Here is a 21,323-nt window from a genome sequence, read left to right as displayed (position 1 = left end):
ATCTGCATGAATGATTGCATTGTAAAAAGGTTTTGGCTAAAGCCGGATTGAAATTTTGATATTATTAAGCAAACGGGCTAAAGCCCGTTCCTATTGAATATTCTGTGCTATTCGTGAAGACACATTTGTTGTATTTGTGGTTAATTTTCAATTCAGTAAATAAAAAAAGCGGAACATTTCTGCCCCGCTTAAAAAATTGCTATCCTAAAAGGTTAGTATCCGAAGATCTCTTCAAGAGATACTTCCTGGAATGTTCCCATTTTATTGATAGATTCCATATCCAGGTTTTCTTTTTTACCGATGATGGCTGTATTGTATTTTACCGGCTTTACTTCTGTATCGTAAAAACTGGTAAGCTGAGGTAGTGTCAGACCCTGGATTTCAGCATAAATATCTTTTCTGATATCATAATCAACACCCAGCTTTTTCAGTGCCAGCTGATTGAAGAAAATATTTGTCCTGTTGATCCTGTTGGAGGCAATCTGCTTCAGTGCGGAACCTTTTGAGTTTTCGAACTGCGCAGGAACCTGAGGCAATGACACCATAAGATCATTCATCGCGTTTACTGCCAAAGGAAGCTTATTGGCCTGCGTTCCTATATAATTGGTGATATAGTTCGCATGTCCTTTTTCTGTTGCATTGGCATAAGAAACATAAGCTGTATACGCCAGCGACTTACTTTCTCTGATCTCCTGGAAAACGATAGACGACAGGCCTCTTCCGAAATACTCATTGAAAACATTGGCTTTTCCAAAGTTACTTAGATTCACCTCACTTCCTTTGGCCACTTTAGCCATTTCCATCTGCACCATATCATAGTTCGTGAAATATACTTTTCCTTCTGCGGCAGGCTCCGGGTACTCCTTGGCTTTTGCAGGCTGAACAGTAGTTTCCGTGATATATGGCTTAACGGCTTTTTCCAAACCTGACTGATCCTGTCCGTAAAGCAGCACTTCATATGGAGACTGGTTCAGTACTTTGACTTTTTTCATCAGCTCCGCCGCATCAATGCTTTCAAGACGTTCTTTGGAAACAATATCCGTCATTCTGGAATTCTTACCATATTTGGCGTAATTCGAAAGCGCGGCCATAATTCTTACCTTATCTTTTTTACCGGCAGCTCTTGCTTCCAGTATTGTCTTTACGGTTTTCGCATAGATTTCTTTATCTGCTTTTACATTGGTCAGCCAGTGATTCATTAACTCGGTCGCTTTTTTCATGTTCCCCTCAAGTCCGCTTAGGGTAATAATTACCTGATCATTGGATGTTCTGAAGCTGTAAGAGATTCCCAGTTTATAGAATTCACCTTTCAGCTGTTCAGGCGTATACTTATCTGTTCCAAGATACTCGAACAGGGTTACAGCAATTGGCAGCTCCTTATCATTATCCGTTCCGAAAGGGAAAATATAGCTGATCTGTGCTACATCATTATATTTATTCTTAACGAAACTTATCTTCTTATCTTTAATTTGTGAAGTCTGGATCGCAGTCTTATAATCAATGAATTCAGGCTTAATGTCAGCTACTTTATTGTTTAAAATCTCTTTAAGGAAAGGAGACTGAGCTTCCCTGTTAAGCTTGATCGGAGTAATTCCCGGATTCTGTACACGAACCAGCTTATCATTCACTCCTTTTTCTTTGTAAACCACTACATAATTATCCTTAAAGAAATCATTCGCAAACTTTACAACATCTGCTTTTGTAATTTTTTCATACTGGTTGATGTCATCCAGCTCATCCTGCCATGTTTTCTCATTGATGTAAGTATCATACAGGGTAGTTGCCAGTCCGTCTGCAGTTTCCCATGTTTTCATACGCTGCACCTTCTTGTCATTAACGATGGCTTTCAGCATCCAGTCAGGGAACTGCCCTTTTTTCACTAAATCCAGCTGATCCAGTAACAACTTTTTAGCCTCATCAAAAGATTGCCCCTCTTTAGGTGTTACAGACATGGTAAATGCGCCATAAGTTTTAAAAGCTGACTCATAAGCTCCAGCTCCCAATACTTTTTGTGTCTGGTTCATATTAAGGTCTATAAGTCCCGCATCTCCCCTGTTGCTCAAAATTTCCGCCACAACATCTGCTAACCTTGCATTCTGGCTTCCATTGGAATCGGATCTCCATGCCAGGGTCATTCTTGGTGTGCTAGGACTTTTTACCGTTCTTGTTACAATGCTCGTCATTGGTTCTTCGCTCACCATTTTTTTCATAGGCAGCTCCTTATATTTGAAAGAACCGAAATACTGGTCAACAAGTTTGATTGTTTTATCAAAATCAAGATCACCTACTAAAACAACAGCCATATTATTAGGCACGTAATAGGTGTCAAAATATTTACGGATAGCGACCATAGAAGGACTCTTCAGGTGCTCTGAAGTACCTATTGTCGTCTGCTGTCCGTTGGGATGTTTTGGGAAAAGAGCTTCCATCATCGCGTAATTCACAAGACGGCCGTCATTATCCTGAGCTCTGTTATATTCCTCGTAAACTGCCTCCAGCTCCGTATGGAAAAGACGCAGTACCAGCTCGGAAAAACGTTCCTTCTCCACTTTCAGCCATTTTTCAAGCTCGTTGGATGGGATATTGTTTTTATAGACGGTTTCATCAAGCCATGTGTGCGCATTGGTTCCTGTAGCTCCCAATGAAGAAATGGCCTTGTCATACTCATTCGCGATAGCATATTTGGAAGCTTCCTGCGAAACCTCATCTATCTTTTTATAAAGAGCCTTTTTCTTTTCCGGATCTTTTTCTGCTTTATGCTGTTCATAAAGATCAGAAATCTGCTGTAAAAGTACCTTTTCCTTTGCCCAATCCTGAGTTCCCAGATGTGAGGTACCTTTGAAAACCATATGCTCCAGATAGTGAGCAAGACCGGTATTGTCGCTTGGGTCATTATTGGATCCTGTTCTTACCGGAATATAAGTCTGAATTCTCGGTGCGTCATCATTCTTCGCCAGATAAACCTTCAATCCGTTTTTCAAAGTATAAACCCTTACACCGGACTGGTCATTCTTGACCGTTTCGTAAGTATATCCCTGGCTATCCGTCACCTTTTGGGTTTCAAATTTCTGGGCCATTGCACTCAGCATGCAGAAAAGTGAAACGGAAATAAAAAATTTCTTCATAAGTTATTATTTAATTCAAATTTCTAGAATCTAATGAGTCTGTATTTACTATGCAGTTGTTACAGCAAATCAGGATTATAATTTTTTGGATTAATATTTGAATTGACGTGTAAAAGACATGTTTTTGGCATTATAATTAATATGATTTACATATAATGTATTTTCACTATTTTAGCCAACTGATTAAAAAGAATCAAAAAGGTGAAGTATTTTTCATCTGAAATTAAAAAAATAATACAGTTTACATGAAAAAACAAGACCTGCCTCAGGACGAAAGCAATCTGAAATCGGCAAACATGACCGAAGTCTTGTATGTGACCGATGAGAATGATAATTATACAACCGCCAACAGCATAGGCTGGGACGCCAAAAAAGCAGCCCTTGACGAATCTATGGAGCTGATCCATGAAAGGATTGAGGAAGCCAGACAGAATGTGGCCAATAATTTAGTAAGTCCTATTATCTATTTTATGGAACTGAATAAAATGGATCTTCAGGTTCTTGCAGCCTATGTAGGAATGTGGCAATGGCGTGTAAAGAGACACGCAAAACCTAAAGTATTTAAGACACTAAGCCAATCCGTCCTGAAAAAATATGCCGATGCATTTGATATTTCAGTGGATGAATTAAAGAACTTCGACGGGAAATAATATGAAAACACGGCATAAATGATGTGCCGGTTCATTCCGTCAATGAAAAAGATAAAAGCAGCAAATGAAACTTAACTTCGAACACCATCAGACCGCACATTGCGAAAACGGTGTTGCCTCCAATCTGTTACTCAATAAAGGCTTAAAGCTCAGCGAACCAATGATCTTCGGGATCGGTTCCGGCCTGTTTTTTGTCTATCTGCCCTTTTTGAAAGTCAATTTTGCGCCGGGATTCAGCTACAGGCCGATGCCGGGTGCTATTTTCAGCAAAGCAGCCAAAAGATTGGGAATTAAAATCAAAAGAGAAAAGTTTTCCAATCCTAAGGATGCACAGTCCGCTCTGGAAAGAAACTTAAACCAAAACATTCCTACAGGACTTCAGGTGGGCGTTTTTAACCTTACCTATTTTCCTGAAGAATATAAATTCCATTTCAACGCCCACAATCTTGTAGTATACGGAAAAGAAGACGGAAAATTCCTGATCAGCGACCCGGTAATGGATTACACCACTACCCTCTCGGAAGCTGAGCTGGAAAAAGTAAGATATGCCAAAGGCGCGCTGCCCCCAAAAGGACATATGTACTATCCTACTTATATCCCGGAACATGTCAATCTTGAAGAAGCCATCAGAAAAGGAATTAAAGATACCTGCAAAAATATGCTGGCTCCGGTTCCGCTTATCGGGGTAAAAGCCATGCGATGGGTGGCAAAAAGCATCCCGAAATGGGCTGAAAAGAAAGGAACCAAAGTAACCAACCACTATTTGGGACAGTTGATCAGAATGCAGGAAGAAATCGGTACCGGTGGCGGAGGTTTCAGATTCATTTATGGTGCATTCCTTCAGGAAGCGGCTGTTATTCTTAAAAATGACGAATTAAAAGAACTTTCGAAAGAAATCACAGCTATTGGTGACCTTTGGAGAGATTTTGCCGTAGATATTGCCCGCGTTTACAAAAACAGGAACTCAAAGAGCGATATTTACAACAATCTTTCCAAATCCATGCTTCATATTGCTGATCTGGAAGAAGCTTTTTACAAAAAACTGAGAAAAGCGATCTGATATGGCAGAGAATATGATTGAGATTAAAAATCTTTATAAAAAGTATAAGAATGCCGAAGACTTCTCCGTCAACGATATTTCATTGGATATAGAGAAAAATGAAATTTACGGGATTCTCGGACCAAACGGAGCGGGGAAAACCACTCTGATTTCAATGCTTTCCGGGTTGATCAAGCCTACTTCAGGACAATTCAAAATCAATGGATTATCTCCTCAGAAAGATGGTTTCAAATTAAGACAGATCATTGGAATTGTTCCGCAGGAATACGCATTATACCCTACTTTAACAGCCAGGGAAAACCTGATGTTTTTCGGAAGCCTGTACGGCTTAAGCCATAAAAAATTAAACAAAGCCATTGACGAATCCCTGGAAATCATGGGGTTATCAAAATTCGCAGATAAACAGGTAGGACAGTTCTCCGGAGGGATGAAACGACGCTGCAACCTTATTGCAGGAACCCTTCACAACCCGAAAATTCTGTTTCTGGATGAGCCTACTGTGGGTGTTGATGTTCAGTCTAAAAAAGTGATCATTGATTTCTTACAGGAACTGAATAAAAATGGAACGTGTATTATTTACACTTCCCATCACCTTTCCGAGGCGGAAGAGTTCTGTACAAAAATTGCCATTATCGACAGGGGAAGAATCCATGCGGTAGGAACACCGGAAGAATTGGTGGCGCAGATTGCCAATGCTGAAAACCTGGAAGACGTTTTCATTTCATTAACAGGAAAAGAATTAAGAGATGTTGTTGTATAAACTTTGGAGAAGCTTTGTAAAAGAGATCCTTCTTCTGAAGAGGGATATCGGGGGAATCGTGATTATTTTCGTCATGCCGTTACTGCTGATAGTAACCATTACCTTGATCCAGGATTCTACTTTTAAAAACCTTGAAGGCTCAAAGATCCCGATCATTTTTATTGATAATGACCGATCTGAGGTCTCAAAAAACATAAAACACGAGCTGGAAGCCAGTAAAACATTCCAGCTGCTGACCAATTATAATGAAAAATCTGCTCAGGATGCCGTATTTTCAGGAGATTACCAGATGGCTATCGTTATTCCTCAAAATTTAACGAAAGACCTGAATGCCAATATTGACTCCAAAGTTCAGACAATCGTAAGTTCGTTTGGCCTGGAAGGTGATTCTGCAAAGGTTAAAAAAGCGGCTCCAAAAGCAAAAGAAATTCACCTGTACTTTGATCCCGCTACCAATGCAGGATTTAAAAATTCAGTCATGAATTCCGTAAATAAAATGGTCTTTGAGATTGAAAACAAAAAGATCTACAAAGCATTCCAGGAACAGCTTGGGACTGAGGAAAACCTTGAAGAGAACAAAAACCTCATCAGTTTCAAGGAAATCACTCCCAAAAAAGGAGCTATGGAGGTCATGCCGAATTCCGTTCAGCATAATGTCCCTGCATGGACACTTTTTGCCATATTTTTTATCGTGGTTCCTTTGTCTATCAATTTAGTTAAAGAAAAAAGCCAGGGTACCAGCGTAAGAGCAAGAATCAGCCCGACCCCGTATTTCGTTCATATTTTAGGAAAAACATTCACCTATCTGATCATCTGTATCATTCAGTTTTTACTGATGGTAGCTGTAGGAATCTATCTTTTCCCGTATATGGACCTTCCGGCATTTGATGTTTCAGGAAAAATGTTGCAGCTTCTTGTAGTGACCCTATTTTCCGGACTTGCCGCTATCGGCTTTGGGGTTTTATTGGGAACTATTGCCGATACTCAGGAACAGTCTGCCCCTTTTGGGGCAACTTCGGTGGTCGTTTTGGCCGCCATCGGAGGAATATGGGTGCCTGTATTCTTGATGCCTGAATTCATGCAGGCTGTAGCCAAGTTCTCTCCCATGAACTGGGGACTGAATGCCTATTATGATATTATTTTAAGAAACAGCGGAATCACAGGAATTGCCAAAGAGCTTGCGTTACTGTTTGCATTCTATATTGCCATGGTAGCTATTTCTATTTTTTACGAAAGAAAACAAAATGCAGTCTAAAGAAAACATATTAATCTGTACCGAAGAAGTAAGGGTAAGATTCAATGAAACAGATCCGCTGGGAATTGTCTGGCATGGTCATTATATTGTGTATTTTGAAGACGGAAGAGAAGCCTTCGGAAGACAGCATGGTCTTACCTACCTAGACATTCAGAATGCCGGATATGTAACGCCTATCGTAAAAAGTACCTGCGAGCATTTCCTTCCTTTAAAATACGGGGAAACCTTCAGGATTGTTACTACTTTTGTGAATTCCGCATCTGCCAAACTGATTTATACTTACGAATTGTTCAATCAGGATAATCAACTGGTTTGCAGCGGAGAAACCATTCAGGTCTTCTTAGACAGCAGTGGAAATTTATGCCTTTATAACCCTGATTTTTTTCAGGCATGGAAAGATAAAATGGGACTATAATGAAGAAGGAAATTTACATTACAGACTACAACTGCATCACGCCTTTAGGGCTTGATGTTTCCTCCAACTGGAATAATCTGGTCAGGGGAAATTCAGGTGTAGCTTTGCATAAAGTAATTGAAAACCAGGAAGCTTTTTATGCTTCGGTCATTGATACTGAAAAACTTGATGAAGAATTCAGAAAAAAATTCGTAAATCAGGATTTTACCAGACTGGAGAAAATGTTTCTTCTAAGTTTAAAACCTCTTGTTGAGAAACATCCCATTACAGAAGAAACAGCCTTTATATTATCTACCACCAAAGGAAACATCAGTTTATTAAAAAACCAGACCGAATTACCGGAAGGCGTTTATCTTTCTAATTTAGCACAGAAAATTGCTGATTATTTCGGATTTAAAACAAAGCCCATCGTGGTTTCCAATGCCTGCGTTTCAGGGGTTATGGCCATTGCTGTTGCTAAAAGCATGATCCTGTCAGGAAAATATAAAGATGCCTTCGTCATTGCCGGTGATGAAGTTTCCGAGTTTGTTATTTCGGGGTTCAATTCTTTCCAGGCCATTGGAACGGGGCCTTGTAAGCCTTATGACAAAAACAGAAACGGGATCAATATCGGTGAAGCTGCAGCAGCTATGTATATCACTTCAGGTCATTGCGAGGAACGAAGTGACGAAGCAATCTCAAAAAACGAAAAATTCAGGTTCAAAATCCTTGGAGATTCTGCAGTGAACGATGCCAATCATATTTCCGGACCTTCCAGAACAGGTGACGGACTTTTTGCCAGTATCAAAAGCGCCATGGCAGAAGCCCATATCATCCCGGAACAGATTGATTTTATTTCTGCCCACGGAACCGCTACCTTATATAACGACGAAATGGAAGCCATTGCTTTCAACAGAATGGAACTTCAGAATGCTCCGTTGAACAGTATGAAAGGATATTATGGTCATTGCTTAGGAGCTTCCGGACTTCTGGAAAGCATCATATCCATGGAAAGTGCCCGTCATGAAATGCTTATCCCTTCCAAAAATTTTGAAGTGGAAGGCATTTCCCAGCCATTGAATATTATTAAAGAAAATCAGCCTGCAAAGATTAAATATATTTTAAAAACAGCGTCAGGCTTTGGGGGATGCAATGCGGTAGTTGTTCTGGAAAAATGTTAAATTGAAACTGATGAAGAAAACAGACAGCTGCACCATAGAACACTCAAAAATAACCGTCAATGATGCTCTTATTTTTGAAAGCCAAAGCGAAACATTTCATGACTTTGCCAAAGAAGCATATAAAAACCTGGAAATCAGCTATCCTAAATTCCACAAGATGGATAATCTGAGCAAGCTGGCTTTTCTAGCCGCAGAAATGATTCTGAAAGATGAAAATCACAGCAGAACAGCAGTGGTTTTTGCCAACAGATCATCAAGCCTTGATACGGATTTCAAATACCAGGAAAGCATCAATTCCCAGGAAAATTATTTCCCGAGCCCGGCCGTATTTGTCTATACCTTACCGAACATATGTGTAGGCGAGATAAGCATTAAACACAAAATGCAGACGGAAAATGCTTTTTTCGTTTTGGATGAATTTGACGAAAATTTTTTAAACGACTATGCAGAACAGATCCTGCTGTCCGGAAAAGCGGAAAAAGTTCTCTGCGGCTGGACAGAACTTTATCAGGATAATTATAAAGCTTTTGTATATTTGCTAACCTTATAAAAATGTAACAATATAACAGTGTAACAATGTAACAATACTGAAATAGGTAAACCGGTACATGGATACATTGGAAAATTAAATACTTATGGAAAACTTAAAAACAGAATTGAAGCACAAAATTATTGAAGTCCTTAACCTTGAAGACGTTTCTGTAGAAGAGATCAAAGATACAGATCCTTTATTTGGTGGAGGTCTTGGCCTTGATTCTATCGATGCTTTGGAGCTTATCGTTCTTCTTGATAAAGACTATGGAATAAAATTAGCTGATCCGAAAAAAGGAAAGGAAATTTTCCAGTCTATCGATACAATGGCTGCCTTCATTGAAGCAAACAGAACCAAATAATTCATTCAATCTAGCAATGTACCAATCTAACAGGGCAACAATATTGGTAAACTGTCAGATTGATACATTGTTACATTATTAAAAACCATGAGCCAAAAAATTGCCATAACAGGAATGGGAATCATTTCTTCCATAGGACATAATGTGGAAGAAAACCTTATTTCGCTGAAAACCGGAAAACATGGAATTTCAGACATTGAAATGTTTGAGACCCGTCATGCCGGATCTATAAAAACAGGCGAAATAAAGTGGTCTAATGAAGAACTTATCCGCCAGCTTCAGCTGCCTGAAGACAATAACGTAACAAGAACATCTTTATTAGGCATGGTTGCCGCCAAAGAAGCTGTAGAATCTGCCGGAATTACAGATATCAATGCCTATAAGACCGGGTTGATTTCCTCTACCAGCGTAGGCGGAATGGACATTACCGAAAAATATTTCTACTCTTACGAAAACTTTCCTGAAAAGCAAAAATACATCGATTCCCACGATGCCGGCAACTCCTCGCTGGCTATCGCTGATTATCTAGGGCTGAAAGGCATGGTTTCTACCATCAGTACCGCCTGTTCTTCAGCAGCCAATGCGATCATGATGGGGGCAAAGCTCATCAAAAACGGAGTTTTGGACCGAGTTATCGTTGGCGGAACAGATTCTCTTTCAAAATTTACATTGAACGGGTTCAATACGCTGATGATCCTTACAGATTCTTACAACACTCCTTTTGACAATGACAGAAAAGGCTTGAATTTAGGAGAAGCCGCAGCCTACATCGTTCTGGAATCTGATGAAGTGGTAAAAAAAGAAAATAAAAAAGTCCTCGCCTATCTTTCCGGCTATGGCAACGCAAACGATGCCCATCACCAGACTGCTTCTTCAGAAAACGGACAAGGTGCTTATTTAGCTATGGAACAAGCATTTAAAGTATCCGGACTTGCAAAAGAAGATATCGATTATATCAACGTTCACGGAACGGCTACGCCCAATAATGATTTATCAGAAGGAATTGCCATGATCAGGATCTTTGGTGAAGATCAGGTTCCTGAATTCAGTTCTACCAAAGCTTTTACAGGCCATACTTTGGCAGCAGCAGCAGGAATTGAGGCTGTATTTTCTATTCTGGCCATGCAGCACGGACTTATTTTCCCTAACCTGAATTTCAAAACGAAAATGCAAGAGTTTAATTTAATCCCAGTTACTGAACTGAAAGAAAAAAGCATTAACCATGTTCTTTCCAACTCATTCGGTTTCGGAGGCAATTGTTCTACTTTAATTTTCTCAAAATCATGAGTGCGGTATACATCAACAGTGCATCCTGCATCTCTGTACAGGACACTTTAAAAGAGAATTTCTTCCAGGATTTAAAGATCGAAAACACTGTTCAGATCTTAAAAGCGATAGAACCAAATTATAAAGAATTCATTCCGCCTGCCATGAGCAGAAGAATGTCTAAAACAGTAAAAATGAGTTCCGTAGCTTCCCATTACGCTTTAAAGGAAGCCGGAATTGAACAGCCGGATGCCATTATCGTAGGAACAGGAATGGGCTGCTCACAGGATTCAGAAAAATTCCTGAAAAATGTGATCGATAATAATGAAGAGTTTTTAACTCCTACATTCTTTATTCAGTCCACCCATAATACTGTGGCAGGACAGATTGCTTTGGGGCTTCAATGCCATGCGTACAACTTCACATACGTCAACACCTCTTCATCACTGGAATTCTCGTTCCTTGATGCTAAACTGCAGATCAATGACGGTGAAGCTGAAAATGTTCTAGCAGGTGCAGCAGATGAGCAGACCGACAGAACTATGGAGCTGTACCGCCTTAACCATACCATCAAAAAAGAAGAAAATCTTCCCGCCGATTATCTGCATTCGGAAACGAATGGGGTGATCTGGGGCGAAGCAGCAGCATTTTTCGTTTTAGGAAAAGATAAAACTGAAAATTCTTATGCAAAACTTAAAGATATTCAGATCATTAACAGGTTAGATATAGAAGAAACGCAGTCATTGGTGACGGATTTCCTTGCTAAAAATAATCTGACCAGCGAAAACATTGATGCCGTAATCTTAGGTTTCAGCGGAGATGCAAAATCTGATGTTTATTATAACAGAGCAATGGATCTTTTCCAAAATTCTGCTTTACTGTATTATAAACATCTGAGCGGTGAATTCAATACGGCAAGCGGCTTTTCAACGTTTATGGCCTGTCATATCCTGAAAGAGCAGCAAATCCCTGAAATCATGATGATTAACTCAGAAAATAAGACAGAAATCAAAAATATTCTTCTTTATAATCATCTGGCAGGAAGCGACCACAGTTTAGTATTGCTGGAGAGAGCTTTTTAAAGGGCAAAAAGTAAAAAAGGTAAACGGCTAAATTCCAAAGATGAAACATTATCCATTTATTCTATTTTATCTTTTCTGTAACGTTTTTATTTATGCGTTTCATGGCAGTTTTTGGGTTTATATTGCCTGTTTTCTGGCTTTTTCTGCTGTAGTAGTCTGGGGTTCTTTTGATATCGGCCTTGGGTATTTCGTGAACAGTATTACCCACAAAAGAACAAAAATCAATGAGGTTGCCCTTACTTTTGATGACGGACCAACAGAATTTACACCTCAGTTTTTAGATTTACTTAAAGAACATCAGGTAAAAGCTACTTTTTTCTGCATTGGAAAACAAATCGAGAAATATCCTGAAACTTTTCAGAGGATTATCTCGGAAGGCCATACTGTTGGAAACCACACCTACTCACATTCCAATAATACAGGTTTTTTATCTGCTTCAAAAATGGTGGAAGAAATTGAGAAGTGTGATGAAGTGATGTTGGAAACAGGTAAAATACAAAATGACCTGTACCGTCCTCCTTTCGGGGTTACCAATCCCAGTATTGCCAAAGCCATTAAAAAAACTCATAAAACAAGCATCGGCTGGAATGTACGTTCTTTGGATACCATTACGGATGATGAAAAAAAGATCTTTAAAAGAGTAACTACAGACCTGAAAAAAGGCAGTATTATCCTTCTCCACGATACCTCTGAAAAGACGTACAACGTATTGGTAGATTTATTGCTATTTTTGAAGGAGAAAAAATATTCGACGTTTACCGTCGATTCAATTACAAAATCAAAGAAAAATGATTAAAAATATTGCTTTTGGAGCATTTTTATTAGTCTCCGGCTTCATTTCTGCACAAATGACGGCCATGTCAGGAGCAGAAGCAAAAGCATTTGTAGCCAAAGTTTCTTCCGAAACCAAAGAGATCAAAACGCTGCAGAGTGATTTCACCCAGACCAAAAAGATGGACTTTCTGGATAAAAGCATTGTCACTTACGGTAAAATGTCGCTAAAAACACCAAATACACTGAGCTGGAGATATACAAAGCCTTACCAGTACAGCATTGTTTTCAAGGATAATAAAATTTTCATTAACGATCAGGGAAAAAAATCTTCTGTGGATGCCAAAAGCAAAACTTTTGAGAAGATCAATAAGCTGATCGTGGGAAGTTCGAACGGGAAAATGTTCAGCGATCCAGAATTTTCTGTTTCCTATTTCAAAAACGGGAACTTCAACGTGGCAAAATTCACTCCTAAATCTGCCCAGCTGCTGAAATACATCAAGCAGATCGAGCTTCATTTCCCTAAAAACCAATCTACGGTTTCGCAGGTGAATATGACGGAAGCTTCCGGTGACACTACCAATATTGTTTTCAAAAATACAAAGATCAATGCCGCGATTGCTGCTTCGGAATTTAGCCTTTAGCCTTGTTCTTGTGCTGTTTGTTTCCTGTAAGACCTATAAGCTTACAGATGCAAAACCGGTTCAAAGCTCTGAAAAAACAGTAGAAAACCTATATTTTTCTTCCGGTGAAGACTATGTTTATAAATGCCAGATGGATATTTATAAAAATCACGTCAGCGGAATCCTGATCATTAAAAAACTTAACGAAAGGACTCACCGTGTAGCTATGACCTCAGATTTCGGAAACAAACTGATCGATTTCGAGATCTCTGAGAATGATTTTAAACTGAATTACGTACTTCCGGATCTGGATAAAAAGATTGTGATCAATTTTTTAAAGAACGATTTCCAGCAGCTGCTGAAAAGACAATATCATGTAAATGAATCTTTTGAAAACGTTCATTCTAAAATTTACCTGTCAAAGGTTGATCATAAAACCTATTACCTGTTTTTCAATAAAGAAAACGGTCTTCTCAAGGAGATTATTTATACCAGAAACAATAAGGAAAAAATCGATTTTACTTTTGAGGCAAAAAAACATATCTTCGCAGATAGCTTAAACCTCCAGCACAAGGACTTTAAGATCAATATAAAACTATTTCAAATAACCGAAAACGAACAGAATTAACATGAAAAAACTTCTATTTCTCATCACAGCATTGGTCTCGGGCTTTGCTTTTGCCCAGGTAACATTTTCCCCGGGAATAAGAGCAGGAGCCAATTTTTCTCACTTTTCGAACAGTGAAGAGTTTAATTATTACTATTACGAAGAGTTTCCCAATGCTGAGAAACCTTATCTGGATTACAAAACCAAAACAGATTTTTACATAGGTTTCCTCGGAAATATCCGTTTCGCAAAATTTTATGCACTCCAGCCGGAAATCAACTATTCCAGACAGGGAGCTAAAATAAATACGAACGTTAATAACTGGGACGGGAAAACTCTTTCCGTATCTTACCTTGGATTACAGCTTGTGAATAAATTTTATTTCAATCAGTTCAATGTACATGTTGGACCGACTTTGGAATTTGTAGTAGATAAAAAGAATTTTGACCCTGAAAATGAAATCGATCTGGGAATTACTGCTGGTTTAGGGTATGACATTACTAAAAATTTTGGTATCGAAGCCAGGGTAAAAAAAGGCTTTGTACCGGTAGACAGCTACAACAGGAATCACTCCAACGTTGTTTTCCAGACGGGACTTTATTATACATTTAACATGAAAAAATAGCATTATGCAAACCATTCTTACAGACTTTTATACTTTGGAATCTTATGAAAAGGCAGAAAACGGAAGTTTCACCGCCCATATTCATCTGAATAAGGATCATGATATTTTTAAAGGCCACTTTCCGGGAAATCCGGTGACGCCGGGAGTCTGTATGATGCAGATTGTAAAAGAACTTACAGAGGAATTTACGGGTTCCAAACTATTCCTGAAAACAGCTTCCAATGTAAAGTTCATGGCGATTATCAATCCTTTTGAGACTCCGGACCTGAAACTTCAGCTGGATATTACTGAAAATGAAGAAGATGTTAAAGTAAAGAATACAACCTCTTTTGGCGAGACTATTGCATTAAAAATGTCAGTAAGCTATAAAAAATAAAATTTCATGAAACTTTTCTTATCCCTCATCACCGCTTTTATTTTCTTCTTTCAAAGTGATTTAGAAGCTTTAAGAAACAGCTATGCAAAGGCCAATTCGTCCAATGCCAACACTGAAGCATTCATTAACCTTGCTGAAAAGCAGTCCGGCTCGGATGCTGTAACAACAGGCTATAAAGCAGCAGCTAAAATCATGGAAGCCAAGATTACCAAAAAAGACAGGAAAGCACTTGTAAAAAGCGGTGCTACCAGCCTTGAAAGTATTATCAAAAGCAATCCGAATAATATAGAGCTAAGGGTAATCAGATTAAGTGTTCAGGAAAACATTCCGAAAATAGTCGGATACAGAGGCAGCATCAAAGACGATAAGGCATTCCTGATCAATAACTACAGCAAGCAGAACACAGCCCTGAAAAGCTATGTGAAAAAATTCGTCATGCAGTCCAAATCCTTCACAGATACAGAAAGAGCTTCCATAAAATAAACCAATGACCCTGCCTGAAGTACAAAATGCAATTTCTGAAAAGAAGATCTGCGTTTTAATACCGACCTACAATAACGAAAAAACTCTGAAAAGAGTGATAGACGGCGTGCTGGAATATACCGGCAGCATTATTGTAGTCAATGACGGCTCTACAGATTCTACCCCGGAAATACTGTCCCAATATCCTCAGATCACTGTTATTTCCTTACCTGAGAACAAAGGCAAGGGTAACGGGCTTAAAATTGGCTTCAGAAAGGCAAAGGAGCTTGGTTATCATTATGCCATCACTATTGATTCGGACGGGCAGCATTATCCCGACGATATTCCTGTATTCACAGAAGCACTGCTCCAGGAAAAAGAGGATGTACTGCTTATCGGAAACCGGAACATGTCACAGGACGGAATCCCGAAAAAAAGCAGCTTTGGAAACCGGTTTTCCAACTTCTGGTTCTGGTTTGAAACGGGGATAAAGCTTGAAGATACCCAATCCGGGTACAGATTGTATCCTCTGCTGAGAATTCCTAAGAAATATTTTACTCCAAAATTTGAATTTGAGATTGAGATTATTGTAAGAACAGCCTGGAGGCACGTTCCTGTAAAGAATGTACCGGTAAAGGTTTTGTATGATCCGGCAGAAAGGGTTTCGCATTTCAGGCCGTTCAAAGATTTTACAAGGATCAGCATTCTGAATACAATTTTGGTGACCATCACCCTGCTTTACATTATTCCCAGAAACTTCGTGAATAATTTCAAAAAAAAAAGCTTTAAAAGGTTCTTAAAGGAAGATGTGCTGGAAAGTGACGGCAGCAACCGTACAAAGGCTTTTTCAATTGCCCTCGGCGTTTTTATAGGGCTTTCTCCTTTCTGGGGATTCCATACTTTGCTTGTTATTTCATTATCTGTTCTTTTCAAACTGAATAAAGTACTGGCGTTTATTGCCTCCAACGTAAGTCTCCCGCCTTTTATTCCTTTCGTCATTGCAGCGTCCCTGTTTCTGGGTGCACCTTTTGTACATAGTGACAGTAATATTTTAAGCAGTGAACTGAATTTTGAACTGATTAAAAATAATCTTCTTCAGTACGTGATTGGGAGTGCTATTCTGGCGACTTCAATGTCTGCCCTTTGTGGAATAGCAACCTTTCTTTTCCTGAATAAGCTGAACCCGGAAAATAATTAACCGGAACGAAAATATTCCTGTTTTTTAATAAGAAATCATTACTTAAAGACAACATCCGAAAAAGATAACGGACTCATAACCATGGTCACAAATATGGCGAGAATGACTAAAACCAATTGATACTGATAGTAGGTTTTTGCCTCATCTTCTTCTTTTGCCTCAAAAGTAAATTTAATCTTCTCCGGCTTCCTTATAATAAGCCAGATAAAAGCTAAAATGATAAGGTTCAATACGACAGGAGCAAAAAGAAACAATTTGCTTCCAAATCCGTCATTCTTTCCGCCGTAACCATGAATGGGAATAATATCCGGAATAGAGCCGTATCTTGTAAACAGGTAAATCGTATAAGCAATAATGATTATAAAAGGAATGCAGAACAGCAGTTTTATATGTTTGGGAATCATCTTAATTTCTTTAGCGTTTTTTTCAGATATTTTTCCACATTTTGTTTGTCCGGAACAGTGGTAATTTCTTTTGTCAGAGCCTTTTCAAACTCAGTTTTAGCTTTTTCAAACTCATTGATCCCGAAGTAATATCTTCCGGCATGGTAATAAACCAGCCAGAAATCCGGATTCATGGACTGATAGTAGGGAATAAAATCATCTGTTAATACAATATCCTTATGATCGATGGCATTATTCACTTCCGCACCAAGCTTTTTGGACATTTCATAATGATGGTACTCCTCTGAATCCGCAAAAGGGTCTCTTGCGATATTTAGTGCTGTTTTTGCCTGTAAGCTTTCTTCTGCCTGTTTGCCGGAAAAGATCTCGTTCAGATCATAACATACGAATTCTCCCAGCTGATAAGGATTTGAGGACACCCAAACCAGTCTTTTTTCAGGAGAAAAAATAACCGCATGATGGGCCAGCAGCTGATTGATCGCCTTTTCATTTCCGTATCCTATTTTTTCACCTTTCAAACCGGATTTATCACGTAAAATGGCTGCCATTTTTTCAGGATTCAGTTTTTTATTCTCCTGAAGAAGTTCCTGGAGCTTTTCATAACGGTATTGGGAATGACTTTCTATAATGTGCTTTTGGTTCCTTTTATCATCTTTGTAAGCTTCGGACTGAAAATGGTTCGTACAGAACATCCGGCTGGTATTTTCCACTTTATACACTCCGAAGTTTTTAGGCGAAACTTCAATAATTACAGCATTTTTATCTTTTGCACTGCCCACCAGAATGGATTCCGAGACGAAAACTTTTCTTTTTTTAGCAATGGCGATCGCTTCGTCAATATTTTTCGCATACTGCAGAATTTCCCGTGTTACCAAAGATATCGGGGTTTTGGCAGTCAAAGGAATTTTAGATTTTCCGGCATTAATCGTTACGGTAATTCCTTCTTTATTCATTCCTGAAACTACACCGATCATTCCGGGCCAGCTTACAGACATATAGGGAATTCCGGTTTCCGGTTCTACAAATTCTACCAGCTTATTTTTAGCAAAATCGTCCCCGACATAGAAATCGAAATTTCTTCCGATGAGGAGATCCCCGTCTTCCGTATTTTCGTTCCAGACAGCCAGTGAGGTACATCCTACCATAGCCAGGTCCTGCATAGCGTGCCCAATGTCATGGGCTCCGTGAAGATACAAGCTCCGAAGGTATTTTGGTGCAATAAAATTGTACTTATCTGAGGAATATCGGGACAGACCATAAAGTTCTGCCTGGTAATCTTCCCTTACGTTCAGGTACATTTTTCTGTTGTACCATTTCAGGAATCCGCGAAGCAGTTTTTGTTTAAATTTTGAAGGAACAAAGCCTTCCACTTTTGAGAAGAAAATTTCTTCCTGCTTCTGCATCAGGTTTTGGGTTAAAGCTCCGTTGTTATATCCCAGCTGTAAAGGATTACCTTTGATATAAAGTTCCCAGATCTGCTGTTTATTTTTGGTTAAATAATTCCGGTTGAAACTGAACGTAGAATCGTTGATCTTGCTCACTTCCGGAGTTTCCAGCGCATACGTACTGATCTCTGGAATATGATGGATTGATTTTGAGACTCCACATGAAATAAGGAAAAAGATAAGGACCAACTGAATTCCCCTGAATAAGACGGTAAATCTGTTATTTTTTCTCATGAGTATTGATCATTTGTTTCAAACGGCCGTCTATCAGTTCTTTTCCCAGGATTTCCGCACAGGTGTTGAATGCTCCAATCGTTACTCCCAGAATTCCATGCATATTCACAGATTGGCCTGTCAGAAACAGGTTATCAATTTTTGTCCTTGGAGAAACCATTGTTTTCAGCGGATTATCCGAGTTTTTCATGTAGCCGTACATATTTCCTTCAAAGCTGCCTATATAATCCCTGTAAGACAGCGGCGATGAAGTATAAATGCTTTTTATGAAATGTCTGAGGTTGGGAATTTTCTTTTCCAGGGCAGTAATCATTTTTTCTGCTTTTTCTAATTTGAACTGCTCATATTTCAATCCCCTTTCATGCTCATCGGCAACGGTATTTACAGTTTCTTTCCAGGCTTTGACCTCCTCAAAATCCATATAAGAAATGGCTGTAAGGCTTTCAGCATAATCGGGATGGTGTTTTGAGGGTGTGGAGGAAAGCATATAGGTTTCCGGCCAGCTTTCTTTGGTGTAGCGGAATGCATTCCATATCATTTCTTCTGACGAATAATGATAAATATTATAATTGAAGTTCGGGAATGACTGTGGTTTCAGGATCAGATAAACACTGAAGCATGATGAAACGGGCTCCCAGCTCAGGACCCTGTTCAAAAAGGATTTTCTAAGCTTTTCTTCTCCTATTAATTTAATAAAAGAACGTATTTCTATGTTGGAAATGAATTTTTTCGCTGTATATTCTTTTCCTTCTTTTGTTTTTACGGAAGATAAGACTCCCGTTTCATTAAAAATAAATTCAGAAACCTCGGAATGTTTATGTACTTCTGCACCATGTTCGCGAAGTTTTTTAATGAGCAGTTTTGTGATCTGGCTTCCTCCTTTTACACATTTATAAGCACTTTGAATATAGGAATTTACCGTCAGTGCGTGAACGTAAAACGGAATATTTTCAGAGTCGCCGCCATATAAAAAATTGGAACCCAGCAATACTGCCTGCAGCTTTTTGTCCTGGGTAACAGATTCTATAAATCTTTTGGTATTCAGGTGGAGAATTTCTTCATTGTAGCTTTCTTTCCCGACTATCTGATATCTTGGAAACTGGGCACATACATACTGGATTTCTTCACAATAGCTTTCTAAATTCTGCTTTTCATTGGGAAAATAAGCTGTAAGCTGCTCTACAAAATTTTCATAGCCCTGCGCATGAGGATATTCAATGTTTTCATCACCAAAAGAGATCTTATCGTAGCTGTCTTCATCCATTTTATGCAGCTTCAGATCATCCATAATTCCGAGATAGGAAAAGAACTGATGAAGATTCTGTCCTTTTGAAAGACCGCCCAGATAATGAACTCCGGTATCAAAGATGAGCTTTTCCCTTGAAAAAGTCTGAAGGTTTCCGCCGTACTGGTTGTTTTTTTCCAGAACACAGACTTTCAGGCCTTCTTTGGCCAAAATAAGAGCCGAAACAAGGCCTCCCAATCCGCTGCCGATCACAAGTATGTCGTATTCTTTTTTCAAAAGAGGAAAAGTGTGTGTGTTTTTATTTTAACGGAAATTCAGGTTTGGGAAAATGGTGCAAACCGTATCACATTTTCTGAATTGCCGGATGATTTGAGTTTATTAATTAGTTTTCGTTGTTAAAATTAGAAAAATTAATCAATATCATCCCAAAAATCGAAATAATTGAACCATTGAAGGGGATATTTTCTGATCATGGTTTCGAGGTTCTGCACGTAGGAATTGAGAAGTCCCTGAGAATCACGGCTTTTAATATTTTTTGCCACCCTTGCGTATAAATGATAATGCAGGTTCTTTTCTTTCATTACATACACATAAACCACGGGAACCCCCAGCCGTGAGGCAATGAGGAAAGGACCGGCCGGAAATCTGGCACTTTTCCCCAAAAGGTCTGCTTCAAGATATTTTGAACCTTCAAAATAACGGTCTCCCGTGAAGCAGATCAGCTCATTGTTGGACAAAGCCTGATTGATCTCAAAAATATGGGACATATCATCTTTGACGTAAATGAATTTGATATTGCTGCGTTTTACAGCAACGCTTTCCAGGTATTCTTTGATTACGGTTACTTCCTGATCCGTAGTCACCAGATTGATCTGGCAGTCGAAATCGATATCTGCAAAGAAATGTTCTGCGATTTCAAAATTTCCGATGTGGGCACTTATAAGAACTCCGCCTTTTTTTTCAGCGAGAAGACTGGTAAGGTTTTCAACACCATCAAATTCGTAGGTGTATTTTTCCCGTAGGCCGGCAGAAATTGCGGTTTTATCAATCAGAACTTTTCCGAAGGTAAAATAGCTTTTGAATACGGAAACCTTTGATTTCCAATATCCATAGCCCAATCTTTTCTGAAAATAATAAAAGATGTAGCGGTTGCTTTTTTTAAGGAATAAAAAATAATAGGAAGCTACAAAGTAAAGTACAAAATATGAACTCCGTATGCCGATATTTCTAATGCACCAAACGAATATTTTATATCCCGTTATGGTTCCTTTAGATTTACCTTTCCACTTGTTCATATGTACAGTTTACCAATTTATCAGTGTACCAGCATAACAATAGTTTAATTTACTGTTATACTGGTACATTGTTCTATTGTTACATTATTAAAAAAATAAAGTTCAATCGATAGTTATGCGTTTTTTTCAGCAATTTTATTTTCAATAGTAGTGTAGAAATCATCAAATGTCACCATTTTTTTGAAATCTGCCTCTCCTAATTTCACCCCGAAATTAGATTCAATAACCACGACCATATCAATATAGTCCAGACTGTCCAGCCCGAGTGTTTTTTTCAGGTTGGCATCATTGCTGATCTCATCGCCATCCACTTCGAATTCGTTTACTAAGAAATCATTAACGATGTCAACAATTTTTTCCCTTTCCATGTT

23 protein-coding genes are annotated in these 21,323 nt (G+C 38.8%); 17 read left to right on the top strand and 6 right to left on the bottom strand.

What is annotated here, in order from left to right; genetic code table 11:
- Window positions 1–212: 212 nt before the first annotated feature.
- Complete coding sequence (locus BUB03_RS18910; protein WP_073066098.1) at window positions 213–3,125, bottom strand: M16 family metallopeptidase; 2,913 nt, start codon at window positions 3,123–3,125, stop codon at window positions 213–215.
- A 245-nt stretch (window positions 3,126–3,370) separates the two neighbouring features.
- On the opposite strand from BUB03_RS18910, the gene BUB03_RS18905 reads away from it, so the two are divergent.
- From BUB03_RS18905 to BUB03_RS18825, 17 genes are all read left to right on the top strand, one after another.
- Complete coding sequence (locus BUB03_RS18905; RefSeq protein WP_040999424.1) at window positions 3,371–3,775, top strand: flexirubin biosynthesis protein DarG; 405 nt, start codon at window positions 3,371–3,373, stop codon at window positions 3,773–3,775.
- Between the two features lie 64 nt (window positions 3,776–3,839).
- Window positions 3,840–4,835 (top strand): BtrH-related acyltransferase DarH, encoded by a 996-nt coding sequence (locus tag BUB03_RS18900; RefSeq protein WP_040999422.1) that lies wholly within the window; start codon window positions 3,840–3,842, stop codon window positions 4,833–4,835.
- A 1-nt stretch (window position 4,836) separates the two neighbouring features.
- Window positions 4,837–5,595, top strand: coding sequence for an ABC transporter ATP-binding protein (locus tag BUB03_RS18895; protein ID WP_073066096.1), 759 nt, complete (start codon window positions 4,837–4,839; stop codon window positions 5,593–5,595).
- Complete coding sequence (locus BUB03_RS18890; protein ID WP_073066093.1) at window positions 5,582–6,850, top strand: ABC transporter permease; 1,269 nt, start codon at window positions 5,582–5,584, stop codon at window positions 6,848–6,850. Before BUB03_RS18895 ends, BUB03_RS18890 begins: the two co-directional genes overlap by 14 nt.
- A complete protein-coding gene (locus tag BUB03_RS18885; protein WP_073066091.1) occupies window positions 6,840–7,265 on the top strand; it encodes an acyl-CoA thioesterase in 426 nt (141 codons plus the stop codon). Before BUB03_RS18890 ends, BUB03_RS18885 begins: the two co-directional genes overlap by 11 nt.
- On the top strand, window positions 7,265–8,425 hold the full coding sequence (locus BUB03_RS18880; RefSeq protein ID WP_073066088.1) for a beta-ketoacyl synthase N-terminal-like domain-containing protein: 1,161 nt from the start codon (window positions 7,265–7,267) through the stop codon (window positions 8,423–8,425). The genes BUB03_RS18885 and BUB03_RS18880 overlap by 1 nt, the downstream gene beginning before the upstream one ends.
- A gap of 10 nt (window positions 8,426–8,435) precedes the next feature.
- A complete protein-coding gene (locus tag BUB03_RS18875; protein ID WP_040999473.1) occupies window positions 8,436–8,975 on the top strand; it encodes a 3-oxoacyl-ACP synthase in 540 nt (179 codons plus the stop codon).
- An 85-nt stretch (window positions 8,976–9,060) separates the two neighbouring features.
- Window positions 9,061–9,318, top strand: a complete 258-nt coding sequence (locus BUB03_RS18870; protein WP_040999413.1) for a phosphopantetheine-binding protein — start codon at window positions 9,061–9,063, stop codon at window positions 9,316–9,318.
- An 87-nt stretch (window positions 9,319–9,405) separates the two neighbouring features.
- Entirely contained in the window at window positions 9,406–10,605 is a 1,200-nt protein-coding gene (locus tag BUB03_RS18865) for a beta-ketoacyl-[acyl-carrier-protein] synthase family protein (RefSeq protein WP_073066086.1), read from the top strand.
- Window positions 10,602–11,666, top strand: coding sequence for a beta-ketoacyl synthase N-terminal-like domain-containing protein (locus tag BUB03_RS18860; RefSeq protein ID WP_073066083.1), 1,065 nt, complete (start codon window positions 10,602–10,604; stop codon window positions 11,664–11,666). The genes BUB03_RS18865 and BUB03_RS18860 overlap by 4 nt, the downstream gene beginning before the upstream one ends.
- A gap of 40 nt (window positions 11,667–11,706) precedes the next feature.
- Complete coding sequence (locus BUB03_RS18855; protein WP_073066080.1) at window positions 11,707–12,462, top strand: polysaccharide deacetylase family protein; 756 nt, start codon at window positions 11,707–11,709, stop codon at window positions 12,460–12,462.
- The gene (locus BUB03_RS18850; protein WP_073066078.1) at window positions 12,455–13,081 is read left to right on the top strand and encodes a flexirubin biosynthesis/transport protein LolA2; all 627 of its coding nucleotides are present in this window, start codon (window positions 12,455–12,457) and stop codon (window positions 13,079–13,081) included. The genes BUB03_RS18855 and BUB03_RS18850 overlap by 8 nt, the downstream gene beginning before the upstream one ends.
- A complete protein-coding gene (locus BUB03_RS18845; protein ID WP_083539010.1) occupies window positions 13,047–13,688 on the top strand; it encodes a flexirubin biosynthesis protein LolB2 in 642 nt (213 codons plus the stop codon). Before BUB03_RS18850 ends, BUB03_RS18845 begins: the two co-directional genes overlap by 35 nt.
- A 1-nt stretch (window position 13,689) precedes the next feature.
- A complete protein-coding gene (locus BUB03_RS18840; protein ID WP_073066076.1) occupies window positions 13,690–14,292 on the top strand; it encodes an outer membrane beta-barrel protein in 603 nt (200 codons plus the stop codon).
- A gap of 4 nt (window positions 14,293–14,296) precedes the next feature.
- The gene (locus BUB03_RS18835) at window positions 14,297–14,668 is read left to right on the top strand and encodes an ApeI family dehydratase (RefSeq protein ID WP_081780241.1); all 372 of its coding nucleotides are present in this window, start codon (window positions 14,297–14,299) and stop codon (window positions 14,666–14,668) included.
- Between the two features lie 6 nt (window positions 14,669–14,674).
- Window positions 14,675–15,151 carry a hypothetical protein gene (locus BUB03_RS18830; RefSeq protein WP_040999405.1) on the top strand — a complete coding sequence of 159 codons (477 nt, stop codon included), beginning with the start codon at window positions 14,675–14,677 and terminating at the stop codon, window positions 15,149–15,151.
- A gap of 4 nt (window positions 15,152–15,155) precedes the next feature.
- A complete protein-coding gene (locus BUB03_RS18825) occupies window positions 15,156–16,328 on the top strand; it encodes a DUF2062 domain-containing protein (RefSeq protein ID WP_073066073.1) in 1,173 nt (390 codons plus the stop codon).
- Window positions 16,329–16,366: 38 nt separating this feature from the next.
- On the opposite strand, the gene BUB03_RS18820 is transcribed toward BUB03_RS18825, so the two are convergent.
- The 5 genes from BUB03_RS18820 to BUB03_RS18800 all read right to left on the bottom strand — a co-directional run bounded on the left by BUB03_RS18820 (window position 16,367) and on the right by BUB03_RS18800 (window position 21,320).
- Window positions 16,367–16,732, bottom strand: coding sequence for a DUF1648 domain-containing protein (locus BUB03_RS18820; RefSeq protein ID WP_073066072.1), 366 nt, complete (start codon window positions 16,730–16,732; stop codon window positions 16,367–16,369).
- Window positions 16,729–18,411, bottom strand: a complete 1,683-nt coding sequence (locus BUB03_RS18815; protein WP_073066069.1) for a C45 family autoproteolytic acyltransferase/hydolase — start codon at window positions 18,409–18,411, stop codon at window positions 16,729–16,731. The genes BUB03_RS18820 and BUB03_RS18815 overlap by 4 nt, the downstream gene beginning before the upstream one ends.
- On the bottom strand, window positions 18,398–19,933 hold the full coding sequence (locus BUB03_RS18810; protein ID WP_073066066.1) for a phytoene desaturase family protein: 1,536 nt from the start codon (window positions 19,931–19,933) through the stop codon (window positions 18,398–18,400). The genes BUB03_RS18815 and BUB03_RS18810 overlap by 14 nt, the downstream gene beginning before the upstream one ends.
- Before the next feature lie 134 nt (window positions 19,934–20,067).
- The gene (locus tag BUB03_RS18805; RefSeq protein ID WP_073066063.1) at window positions 20,068–20,952 is read right to left on the bottom strand and encodes an LpxL/LpxP family acyltransferase; all 885 of its coding nucleotides are present in this window, start codon (window positions 20,950–20,952) and stop codon (window positions 20,068–20,070) included.
- A 113-nt stretch (window positions 20,953–21,065) separates the two neighbouring features.
- Entirely contained in the window at window positions 21,066–21,320 is a 255-nt protein-coding gene (locus tag BUB03_RS18800; RefSeq protein ID WP_040999465.1) for an acyl carrier protein, read from the bottom strand.
- Window positions 21,321–21,323: the final 3 nt, after the last annotated feature.

Origin of the sequence: Chryseobacterium oranimense, assembly GCF_900129755.1 — a bacterium.
Lineage (GTDB): Bacteria > Bacteroidota > Bacteroidia > Flavobacteriales > Weeksellaceae > Chryseobacterium > Chryseobacterium oranimense.
The sequence above is the reverse complement of the archived record's forward strand: the minus strand, read 5'-3'. Positions and strand labels throughout refer to the sequence as shown.

Bases quoted from the DNA above. Each gene is read 5' to 3' on its own strand.
- BUB03_RS18910 (WP_073066098.1), bottom strand. From the start codon at position 3,125: ATGAAGAAATTTTTTATTTCCGTTTCACTTTTCTGCATGCTGAGTGCA.
- BUB03_RS18905 (WP_040999424.1), top strand. From the start codon at position 3,371: ATGAAAAAACAAGACCTGCCTCAGGACGAAAGCAATCTGAAATCGGCA.
- BUB03_RS18900 (WP_040999422.1), top strand. From the start codon at position 3,840: ATGAAACTTAACTTCGAACACCATCAGACCGCACATTGCGAAAACGGT.
- BUB03_RS18895 (WP_073066096.1), top strand. From the start codon at position 4,837: ATGGCAGAGAATATGATTGAGATTAAAAATCTTTATAAAAAGTATAAG.
- BUB03_RS18890 (WP_073066093.1), top strand. From the start codon at position 5,582: ATGTTGTTGTATAAACTTTGGAGAAGCTTTGTAAAAGAGATCCTTCTT.
- BUB03_RS18885 (WP_073066091.1), top strand. From the start codon at position 6,840: ATGCAGTCTAAAGAAAACATATTAATCTGTACCGAAGAAGTAAGGGTA.
- BUB03_RS18880 (WP_073066088.1), top strand. From the start codon at position 7,265: ATGAAGAAGGAAATTTACATTACAGACTACAACTGCATCACGCCTTTA.
- BUB03_RS18875 (WP_040999473.1), top strand. From the start codon at position 8,436: ATGAAGAAAACAGACAGCTGCACCATAGAACACTCAAAAATAACCGTC.
- BUB03_RS18870 (WP_040999413.1), top strand. From the start codon at position 9,061: ATGGAAAACTTAAAAACAGAATTGAAGCACAAAATTATTGAAGTCCTT.
- BUB03_RS18865 (WP_073066086.1), top strand. From the start codon at position 9,406: ATGAGCCAAAAAATTGCCATAACAGGAATGGGAATCATTTCTTCCATA.
- BUB03_RS18860 (WP_073066083.1), top strand. From the start codon at position 10,602: ATGAGTGCGGTATACATCAACAGTGCATCCTGCATCTCTGTACAGGAC.
- BUB03_RS18855 (WP_073066080.1), top strand. From the start codon at position 11,707: ATGAAACATTATCCATTTATTCTATTTTATCTTTTCTGTAACGTTTTT.
- BUB03_RS18850 (WP_073066078.1), top strand. From the start codon at position 12,455: ATGATTAAAAATATTGCTTTTGGAGCATTTTTATTAGTCTCCGGCTTC.
- BUB03_RS18845 (WP_083539010.1), top strand. From the start codon at position 13,047: ATGCCGCGATTGCTGCTTCGGAATTTAGCCTTTAGCCTTGTTCTTGTG.
- BUB03_RS18840 (WP_073066076.1), top strand. From the start codon at position 13,690: ATGAAAAAACTTCTATTTCTCATCACAGCATTGGTCTCGGGCTTTGCT.
- BUB03_RS18835 (WP_081780241.1), top strand. From the start codon at position 14,297: ATGCAAACCATTCTTACAGACTTTTATACTTTGGAATCTTATGAAAAG.
- BUB03_RS18830 (WP_040999405.1), top strand. From the start codon at position 14,675: ATGAAACTTTTCTTATCCCTCATCACCGCTTTTATTTTCTTCTTTCAA.
- BUB03_RS18825 (WP_073066073.1), top strand. From the start codon at position 15,156: ATGACCCTGCCTGAAGTACAAAATGCAATTTCTGAAAAGAAGATCTGC.
- BUB03_RS18820 (WP_073066072.1), bottom strand. From the start codon at position 16,732: ATGATTCCCAAACATATAAAACTGCTGTTCTGCATTCCTTTTATAATC.
- BUB03_RS18815 (WP_073066069.1), bottom strand. From the start codon at position 18,411: ATGAGAAAAAATAACAGATTTACCGTCTTATTCAGGGGAATTCAGTTG.
- BUB03_RS18805 (WP_073066063.1), bottom strand. From the start codon at position 20,952: ATGAACAAGTGGAAAGGTAAATCTAAAGGAACCATAACGGGATATAAA.
- BUB03_RS18800 (WP_040999465.1), bottom strand. From the start codon at position 21,320: ATGGAAAGGGAAAAAATTGTTGACATCGTTAATGATTTCTTAGTAAAC.